At 29.4% G+C, this 3,219-nt stretch carries 4 protein-coding genes; all 4 read left to right on the top strand.

Annotation, left to right across the window (positions count from 1 at the left end; translation table 11 throughout):
• Window positions 1–85: 85 nt before the first annotated feature.
• The gene (locus ACOSP6_RS00465) at window positions 86–1,030 is read left to right on the top strand and encodes a DUF4365 domain-containing protein (protein WP_422092324.1); all 945 of its coding nucleotides are present in this window, start codon (window positions 86–88) and stop codon (window positions 1,028–1,030) included.
• Window positions 1,031–1,196: 166 nt separating this feature from the next.
• Entirely contained in the window at window positions 1,197–1,823 is a 627-nt protein-coding gene (locus tag ACOSP6_RS00460; RefSeq protein WP_422092325.1) for a hypothetical protein, read from the top strand.
• 162 nt (window positions 1,824–1,985) lie between these two features.
• Complete coding sequence (locus ACOSP6_RS00455) at window positions 1,986–2,531, top strand: TPM domain-containing protein (RefSeq protein ID WP_422092285.1); 546 nt, start codon at window positions 1,986–1,988, stop codon at window positions 2,529–2,531.
• A gap of 149 nt (window positions 2,532–2,680) precedes the next feature.
• Entirely contained in the window at window positions 2,681–3,187 is a 507-nt protein-coding gene (locus tag ACOSP6_RS00450; protein ID WP_422092668.1) for a hypothetical protein, read from the top strand.
• The last annotated feature ends 32 nt before the right edge of the window (window positions 3,188–3,219 follow it).

The raw sequence follows: 3,219 nt of genomic DNA, 5'->3' as shown, positions 1-3,219 counted from the left end.
CGCAACATCGGAAAATGACTCGCGTCCTTTCCCGCAAAAAATCATACACAAATACGTTGCCAGCAATTAAAACCAAGAACGTTAAATGAGTAAATTTTCGCCAACTGAGAGAATTGGTGTTTCAAAAATAGAAACCATTTTTTTAAAAGAGTTCGAATGGATACCAAGAACAATTCTTGAGACAGATGTTGGAATAGATATGACTGTAGAAATTGCAGAAAAAGGAGAACCGTCAGGCGAACTTTTTGCTATTCAAATAAAAACAGGCGAAAGTTATTTTAGTGAAGAAAACAATGATAAAATAGTATTTAGAGGAAAAGAAAAACATTTGAATTACTGGCTTAATTATAGCTTACCTGTAATTATCATACTTCATAATCCCGAAAATGATTTAACTATTTGGCAAGAAATTACCGAAAACAATATAACTAAAACTAAAAAAAGTTGGAAAATTGAGATTCCAAAACACCAATCATTATCTAAAGCATTTTATGATCGGCTAAAAAACCTAAACAGATACCCAAAAGAAATACAAAGATTTCAGAAACTATTAGCTGATAAAAAGCTTATGCGTTTGATTGCAGAGAGAAAAGACATAATCCTTGAAATTGAGGATTGGGTAAATAAATCTGATGGTCGAGTTTCTTTAGCTATTAAAGAAAATATTAGCGAGGATATTGATAATGAAATAAGTACTGTAAAGTATATCAATTTTTATGATATTAAGCAAAGCCTACAGGTTGTATTTCCTTGGGCAAAATTTGAAATTGATGAACCATTTTATGAAATCTATGAAAATGACGACTTCATGGCAGAGTACGGAATTTGGGACCCGGAGGACAAGCAATATATCGGAACTTCAATTGATGCTTCTGAATATTACAGCTCTCTGCCTGATATTAGACCATATGAAAATGTAAGTGGCGAAGTTGAATATTACAGGCTTATTTTTAAACTAAATGATTTAGGAAAGTCAATTTTGAATGTAATAGATTTTGCTGATAATGGAAAACAACTGAAATTGATATAAAATAACTGCTGGCAACAAGGTGTATAATCAATTGCGGCTGAATTTCCTCAGCGGAAATTCAATCTTATTAATTATCTTTCCGCAACATCGGAAAATGACTCGCGTCCTTTTCCGCAAAAAATCATACACAAATACGTTGTGTGCCATTTGAGAAAACCGAAAATCATTGACAAAAACAGAAAAAATTGGACAAATTTTAAGAACGGTTGAAATTCACGAAAAAATAGTGAATGAATCAACTGAAATGGAAAATGATACAAAATCTCATTTTTTAAATCTTTCTGAGTTTATAAAAAGCTGTTTAAATGATAAATCAAAAACGGAAAAACTCAATTCCTATCAAATCAATTCATTGAAAAACGAACTATTAACTTATTGGAATGAGACAATAAGTGTGGAAACAGAAAAGTTTTGGACTGAAGTTAAAAACGAGAAATTAAATCTTGAGAGAAAAGAACCTTTAAAATTCGCTTTATCCAAAAACAGGTTTCGAAATGTAGAACAAGGAATTGGAGCAAGAAAATATTGGAATTCTTTAAAATCACTTGAATCTATACAGCATGAATATTCGGATTTGGAAATAAAAAAAATTGACCAAATAATTTTTGAAGATGAGAAAAAGCGAATTGGAATTTTAAAAAAATGTTTAGCGAAAAAGAAAATTCCTAAAAGCCAATATTTAAAGTTTGGAGAATGTGTCGCATATTTTGGAAACTGTGGATTATTTGAAAAATATTTGACCGAAAAAGAAGTAACTGAATTATATACGATTTGGCAAAATTTCAAATCATAAACTGAATAAAAAAACGAACACACAACAACGTGTATAATTAATTGCGGCTGAATTTCCTCGCCGGAAATTCAATCTTATTAATTATCTTTCCGCAACAACGGAAAACGACTCGCGTCCTTTTCCCGCAAAAAATCATACACAAATACGTTGTACATAATACCAATGAAAAAGATATTTAGAATATTTATAATTACTGTTTTAATAATTTCTAGTTGTAAATCAAAACAGGTCGATAATATAGAACCTAAATCGAAAGCTCCTAAAGTTGAATTTTCAGAATTTGACCTTGGAGAAAGTGATTTACCAAAATTGAAACGTGAAGTAAATGATTATGAATTCATTTTTACGATAGAACAGTTAGAAAAATTAACGTTGATTATTCGTGAGTTTGAGAAAAAATCGACTAATCAAATCGCTATAGTATCAATAGCTTCAATCGGAGAATATACTGACTTCGACAAATTCGCTATTGACCTTTCAAATTACAACGGAATTGGATTGAAGGAAAAAAATAACGGACTTACAATAGTTTTTAGCAAAAATTTAAGGAAAATTAGGATTTCAACGGGTAATGGAACTGAAAAAATATTGACAGACGAAATCTGTAAAAAAATATTGGATGAAACTATTATTCCTGAATTCAAAAAAGGAGAATATTACAGTGGAATTGAAAAAGGAATTAAGGAATTAATCTCAAAATGGAAATAAAAGTACTATGTACAACACTGTGTATAATAAATTGCGGCTGAATTTCCTCAACGGAAATTCAATCTTATTAATTATCTTTCCACATCAACGGAAAACGACTCGCGTCCTTTTACCGCAAAAAACCATACACAAATACGTTGTGCTACATTATGAAAAGAAAATTTAAATTATTGTTTATACTACTTTTATTCATTTCGTTTATTTCAAATTCTCAAAATGAATTCTATAACTTGACATTAAAAGAGATTGACAATTCTTCTTCTAGTTTGAGCGTCTCTTTTTTTAACCCTAAATCGAATTTTAATGTTTTTTTCGCAACTATTCTAATTGTTGAAAACCCTGAATTGAATCCTTGTGCAGATATAACTTCCAACGCAGAATTAAACAAATTAATCTTAGATTTATTAAAAAAACATAACGTCTTAAATAAAATTTATATTGAAGGAGAAAATGGAATTATAGATCTCGAATCAGAAGAATTGGTTGATTTAGAAAAAAACTCTTTAATTGTTGATTTATATTATGATTCTGATAAAACTATGGGAACTGTGTATTTAGGAATCAAAAAAAAATCACACGCAAAGAATTTTATTTCAAACTTAATTGAAAAAATAGGATATAAAGACTGTTTGAGAAAGTTAAAAAGAAAGATATAACATAGCACAACAAGGTGTATAATTAATTGCGG

It is taken from the genome of Tenacibaculum sp. MEBiC06402, from assembly GCF_049239625.1.
Lineage (GTDB): Bacteria > Bacteroidota > Bacteroidia > Flavobacteriales > Flavobacteriaceae > Polaribacter.
Note: the sequence above shows the minus strand (reverse complement) of the source record. Positions and strands in the feature narration are given on the sequence as shown.